The following is a 5,774-nucleotide window of genomic DNA, read 5'->3' as shown; positions in this document are numbered from 1 at the left end:
CATCTCACTACGAGCCGTCCACACCAACTAACATCAACCCGCCCGGGTGGGGAAGATGATCTAGCAGCCGTGAGGACAACCGGCTAGCGCCAACATGCTTCCGTGGATGCTCCGTTGCTGCTCGAGCGTTGGCAGAGTCCGAAGCTCATGGCCACGACGGCGTGTACGGACGCTCGTTCCAAACCTTGGCTCACGGCATCATGGACGCGCCGCAAGCACTGCTTCCTTCGGCAACGAACGGCTCATGGGTATCCGGATGGGCCAGGCGACGCGCTCCAGGTATCCTGACTCCCGCGGGCTGCTAGCTCAATGGCAGAGCTGTGGACTTTTAATCCATAGGTTCCGGGTTCGAGTCCCGGGCGGCCCACCCAACACTGACCTGCAGTTATATGACTGGACCTCGTGGTTGCTGCGTCTGCCTCGCGGCATTTGTCCGTCGATTCGGAGCAGCTGCGAGCAGCCCGAGCAGTCCGAGCAGACGCACCGCAGTTTCCGGGTGGCGTTGGTCGAATGACGAGTCTGACCTCGGCGCCATGTGTCTGTCGCGCCACTTTCGAGTCGCCGAGGGCAATCCACGCTGATGTATTCGATTCTCGGACCCGAGCGGTAGGCCGCGTATTTGGGTGGGCCGTGCGGTGCCGTAAATCGGTGTGATTTAATCTGCTTTCGGGAGTCTGAGAATTGTTGCGGGGCGGCGTAACCCAACGGTATGGAGTGATCACAGTATGGCGAGACAGGTTGTTACTCTTCTGACTGACGACCTGGATGGGTCGGAGGCTGACCGGAGTGTCGAATTCGGTCTTGATGGCGTCAACTACACGATCGACCTTTCTGAGAAGAACATCGGCAAGCTTCGCAAGGCGCTTGAGCCGTACATCACCGCAGGTACGCGCGTTGGCCGCGGCTTGGATAGTCGCCGCGCCGGGCGTGGGCGGACTGCTGTTGCCGGCGGCCGTTCGAATCGGGACCAGAACCAGGCGATCCGCGAGTGGGCGATCAAAAACGGGCACGAGATTTCCGAGCGCGGCCGTATCCCGGGATCCGTTGTGGACGCCTTTAACGCCGCTCATTGAGGTGGGGCGCGTTACTGCGCGGAGGAACGCCGCAACTTGCGCTGAGAGCCCAGCGGTCCTGCTGGGCTCTCAGTCCGTTCGTGACCCGGTAGCCTCGCTGTCGCGTGAGCGTGGCGACAATTCGCGGCGTGGCGGACGATAAGTCGAGCGGGTGTTCCCACACCGGCCCGGCATCACGGTCGACTTCGTCGGCCTGTGCGCCTCACTACCGGTACCGAGGGCTGTCTGTTGTGGTGCCGGCTCGGACCAACGGTTCCTGCGCCGCGAAGGCGCCTCTTATCGCTGTCACTCAGCTTCCGCGTAGCTGCGTGGGATGAGTGCGGTCGCAGCGTGGGCTTTGGCTCGTTCCGCGTCGAGCTCGTGGATGACTGACGTGTAGGTGTCTCCGGTGATGGTGATGGAGGAGTGTCCGAGGGTTTCTTGGATGTCTTTGAGGTCGGCGCCGGAGGCTTTGAGGTAGGTGGCGGCGCAGTGGCGTAGGTCGTGCAGCCGGATCGGTGGCAGGCGGGCGTCGGCGACGAGGGCTTCGAAGCGGTTGCTGACTTCCTCGGGGTGGTATGCGGTGCCGTCGGGCTGGACGAAGAACAGTCCGATGCGTGGCCAGTCGGGCCCGCTGACGAGTTGCCAGCGGACGCGGCGGGCTTTGTAGGTGTGCAGGACACGGAGGGTGGCGTCGTCGAGAGCGACGGTGCGTTCGCCGGCGTCACTCTTCACTTTCTTGGTGATGGGTTGGCCGTCGAGGGTGGTGATTTGCTGCGCGATGGTGATGCTGCCGGTGTCGAGGTCGACGTCGGCGTCGCGCAGGCCGACGGCTTCGCCGCGGCGCAGCCCGCGGTGCAGGATGAGCAGGAACAGCGGGTACAGGACGATGTCGTGGCCTTCGGCGTAGTCGAGGAACGCCCCGGCTTGGGCGGGGGTCCACACCATGACGGGGCTGGGCCGGTGGCCCGTGGCCTGCCATTGGGTGACTGCGGCGGCGGTCCAGACCTTTGCTTTGGGGCGTCTGCCGGAGGGTAGTTCGACGTGGGCGGCGGGGTTGAACTCGATGAGCCGGTGAGCGCGGATGGCGTCGTTAAGGGCCTTGCGGAGGGTGGCGCGGATGCGGTGCATGGTTGCGCCGGAGACGACCCGGGCCCCGGCCAGCGGGCTGTAGCGGTCTCGCTTGCCGGCCTGTTTGGCGGCCTGCAGGGCGATGTTGCGTTCGGCGATTGCGTCGAACATGGCTTGGACGTGCCCGACGCGGAGTTCGTCAACGGGCAGGTGGCCGAGGTACGGCTCGAGGTAGTTGCGGATGTGCCCGGCGTAGCCGGACAGGGTGGTCGGTTCGATCTTGCGGCTGCCGTGCCACTGCCACAGGAACTCGGTCATTGTCATGGCGGCGGCCGGGCCCAGACCGGTCTTGATGCGCCGTGCGATCTTGTCCCGCTCGGGCAGTGGCTGACCGGATTTCGTCTGCAGCAGCAGGGAGGCGATCTGCGCGGCGACGGCGATGTCTCGGCCGGCAAGGGCGAGCAGTGTTTCGGCGTGGTCGAGTTCGGTGGCGGCCGCGTCCCGGGTCGCGAAACCGCTACGGCGTAGTTGCCGCCGCCGGGCAGTGCCCGGCGCTGCGGGCAGTTCGAGTTGGTAGGCCCACCAGCCGTGGCTGGGGCTCCAGCTCCCGCCGGGGCGGCGCAGGTCTGGGCAGCGGGCGCCGATGCGCCGATCGGTGGCGGCGTCGCGACAGCTGCAAGTCTTCCTGATGGAGCCTTTATTCATGCCTGTGTTCCTGTCGCTCGGGCGGGGTGTGCTCGATGCCGGGGTCTGTGGATTGCGTGTGGACGATCGACGCGTGGGCCGGGCTGCTGGTCAAGTCGCGCGTCGGCGGCGGGTCGTGCGGGAGGTGCAGGGCGTCGAGAATCGCTGCGACGGCGATGCGGTAGCGGTGGCCGAACCGCAGGACGGGGACGGGGAAGTCGCCGGTACTTACCAGGTCGTATGCGGTCGAGCGGGACAGTCGGAAGATTTGGGCGGCGGTGGGTACGTCGGTGACGGTGCCGAGGGCGCGGATGCGGTCACCGTTCCAGGCCGGGCTGGCGGGCGTGGATGTACCGGCCGGTGTGGCCGGCCGGTGGGGGTCGCGGGCGGATGTCATGATTCGTTCCTTCCGGAGGTCTTAGGCGGGGCCACGCAGGTGAGGCGCCGGGTCGGCCGGGGCAAGAAATCGCTGGTCATTGCAGTGCGCTCGTCGAACGTGTGTACTAATGTCGGGCGGCGTGGATACGGTGGTGGAGCACTGGTTCAACCGGCGGTACCGGGCTGCCCGCCGTGACGTCTATCTGTGCCGGGACTCGTTCGGCTGGTTCGTCCGGGCGCGGACGGGCGGCCCGGACGGGTCCGAGGTCACGCACACCTTCGCCGATGCGGATGCCGCGCGGGCCATGGTGGAACAGCTGAAGAAACGGGTGCCCCCGGGGCAGGACGACTGGGTGTTGATTACGTCGTCACGGCGGTGACGGACTCGTCGCTGTCGCGGGGGCGATCGCCGGAGTGTGGTTTCGCGAACACGAGGACATCCTCGTGGGCGATCAGGTGCATGGGGGTGCCCCCCGCTCGTGCCTTGCGGACGGCTTGGAGTTGGAAGAACGACGGTCGGGCGACGAGCTGGTCGTTGCGGACGGCGGCGAGAAGGGCCACGCACCGGTCCACCGGGATGAGCCCGGCACGGGTCCCGGCGCCGATGACTGCGCTGGGCAGGTCGACCAGTTCGCCGTTCTTGCGCCACGGCCGGGCGGTCACCACGACCACTCCGCCCGGCTTGAGCAGTGTGCGGCAGCCGGTGAGGATCTGCGTGAACCCGTCGGCCAGACCGGTGAGGTCGCGGTAGGCGAGGTTGCCCTTGTCGGTGCCGTCGTTGTAGGTGTTGGCGGACTTGCTGACGCCGTGTTCGCCCGGCCGTACGAGGCCGTGCACGGTCGGCCCGTAGGGCGGGGAGGTCACCACCAGGGAGGCCTGGCCGGTGAGGGCGGCGGGCAGCAGCGACAGGATGCCGGTGGCGTCGCCGCGGATGACCGCGCCGCGGCCGGAAGCGCCGTGGGTGTGGGCGTGTTTGATGTTGGCGTCGGCGATGTCGGACCAGCGCGATTCGTATTCCACGCCGATGGCGTCGCGTCCGGCGTGGATGGCCTCGACGAGGGTGGTGCCGATCCCGCACATCGGGTCGAGGACGAGGTCGCCGGGCTGGGTGTAGGCGTTGACGGCGTGCATGGCGATCGCGGGCAGCATCCGGGCGGGGTGTTTGACCGATTCGCCAACGTAGCGGCGCTTGCGCTGCACCGGCCCGGTGGACTGGGCGGTCGCCCACACCGACAGGCCGGCGGGGTGATCGCCGGCCTGGTGGCGGGCGCTGTCGGCGCGGTGCCGGCCCTCGGCAGGCGGCGGCGTCGCGAGGGAGTGCTGGTCGTGCCGGTGATCAGCCACGACGATCACCACCGCGGCGTGTCGGCTGCCGCCGGGCGGGTTGCGGTCGGGTCTGGCTGAACACCATCAGATCGGCGTGCACCCGCAGGTGCGCCATCTGCCACCGCTGCCCGGTCCCAGCGAGGGCGAGGAGTTCCTCGTCGGTGACGTGGTAGACGAACATGTCGCCGTCGGTGCCGGCGGCTACCGCGACGATGTGCTGCAGATAGCCGAGTCCGGCACCGGCGGCGGCCTGCATCACGCTGGTGAAGTCCTCCGGGGCCGCAGCAGCGCCGGCCGGCACGGCGACGACAAGGATCAGGCACCCGCCCGGGCGCAGCAGGGCGGCGCCGGCGGTGAGCAGCCAGGCGAGCCGGACCCGGTTACCGGCGTCACCGGCGTCGAGCGGCCACGAGGCGACGACCAGGCTGGTCGCATGCCGCAGGCTCCCGTCCGCAGACGGGTCGGCGGCGGCAGCGTCGGCGGGAGGCAGGTCCGGATCGGTGAGGTCATCACCGAACCAGGCCCGAAGGTCCAGCAGCTCTTCTGGCCCGTCGTCTTGCTGGATGAAGCCGGTCTCCTGCGGCGGGGTGGCGGGGCCGATGATCAGGCTGGACGCGTCGGTGAACCAGGCCGGGTGGTGCCGGCGCCGGCTGGCAGCGCACACGGGGGTGAGGGCGTGGTCTGCGGTGACGTCGACGACGATGTCGCCGGGGCGGCTGTAGGCGGCGACGAGGCGGGTGGCGAGGCGGGTTCCGATACTGCGGCCGGTGTCGACGGGGGTGTGGGCGGTGCGCCAAACGGTGAGCGGGACCGGCGGATCGCCCGCGATGAGGTCCGCGTGCCTCGACCCAGGCACAGTGGGATTGCTGGGATTGGTGGGTTGGTGGTGCTGCGGCGTGGGCTCGCTCATGGTGGTGTCGGCTCCGCGCCGCGCCGAGATGCGCTGACACCCTCAAACCGGTGCTGGTGAGCTGTCGCGAACACATCGGCTGGCTGACAGCCGTCTCACATCACCCGACAGAAACTGACACCGCAGGTCAGGCTGGTCTGTGGATGGGCTGCGCCGGGATGCGGCGGGCTTCGGCCCTTGCCGGTACGCCACGGCGGTGGACGGTCGACAGCAGTTCCGGCTGTCAGACCGCTTCAGGTGCACCGCCCGTCCGGCCGTCCGAGGGCGGCCGCGGTGACATCCAGGGCTGACGCAGGAGTGCGGCGCGCGGCGTGCGGCGTGCGGCGTGCGGCGTCCGGCGTGCGGCGTCCGGC

Annotated in this window: 6 protein-coding genes and 1 tRNA gene; 3 read left to right on the top strand and 4 right to left on the bottom strand. The window is 68.5% G+C overall.

All coding sequences use genetic code 11. The features are described from left to right. The first annotated feature begins 295 nt into the window (after nt 1-295). A tRNA-Lys gene (locus AB0M20_RS23600) sits at nt 296-367 on the top strand. Between the two features lie 358 nt (nt 368-725). Then, nucleotides 726-1,073: an Lsr2 family protein gene (locus tag AB0M20_RS23595; protein WP_364301518.1), complete on the top strand. Its 348-nt coding sequence runs from the start codon at nt 726-728 to the stop codon at nt 1,071-1,073. 285 nt (nt 1,074-1,358) lie between these two features. Here the strand turns inward: AB0M20_RS23595 and AB0M20_RS23590 are convergent, their stop codons facing one another. Together AB0M20_RS23590 and AB0M20_RS23585 are read right to left on the bottom strand one after the other, a co-directional pair. Next, nucleotides 1,359-2,828, bottom strand: a complete 1,470-nt coding sequence (locus AB0M20_RS23590) for a tyrosine-type recombinase/integrase (protein WP_364301516.1) — start codon at nt 2,826-2,828, stop codon at nt 1,359-1,361. After that, nucleotides 2,821-3,204 (bottom strand): helix-turn-helix domain-containing protein, encoded by a 384-nt coding sequence (locus tag AB0M20_RS23585; RefSeq protein ID WP_364301514.1) that lies wholly within the window; start codon nt 3,202-3,204, stop codon nt 2,821-2,823. The genes AB0M20_RS23590 and AB0M20_RS23585 overlap by 8 nt, the downstream gene beginning before the upstream one ends. A 121-nt stretch (nt 3,205-3,325) precedes the next feature. On the opposite strand from AB0M20_RS23585, the gene AB0M20_RS23580 reads away from it, so the two are divergent. Next, on the top strand, nt 3,326-3,565 hold the full coding sequence (locus AB0M20_RS23580; protein WP_364301512.1) for a hypothetical protein: 240 nt from the start codon (nt 3,326-3,328) through the stop codon (nt 3,563-3,565). Here AB0M20_RS23580 and AB0M20_RS23575 read toward each other — a convergent pair. Continuing rightward, nucleotides 3,546-4,529 (bottom strand): DNA methyltransferase, encoded by a 984-nt coding sequence (locus tag AB0M20_RS23575; protein ID WP_364301510.1) that lies wholly within the window; start codon nt 4,527-4,529, stop codon nt 3,546-3,548. The two genes, AB0M20_RS23580 and AB0M20_RS23575, sit on opposite strands and share 20 nt — an antisense overlap. Next, nucleotides 4,522-5,421 (bottom strand): hypothetical protein, encoded by a 900-nt coding sequence (locus tag AB0M20_RS23570; RefSeq protein WP_364301508.1) that lies wholly within the window; start codon nt 5,419-5,421, stop codon nt 4,522-4,524. Before AB0M20_RS23570 ends, AB0M20_RS23575 begins: the two co-directional genes overlap by 8 nt. Nucleotides 5,422-5,774 lie beyond the last annotated feature (353 nt).

Source organism: Actinoplanes sp. NPDC051633 (genome assembly GCF_040681735.1).
Classification (GTDB): domain Bacteria; phylum Actinomycetota; class Actinomycetes; order Mycobacteriales; family Micromonosporaceae; genus Actinoplanes.
Note: the sequence above shows the minus strand (reverse complement) of the source record. Positions and strands in the feature narration are given on the sequence as shown.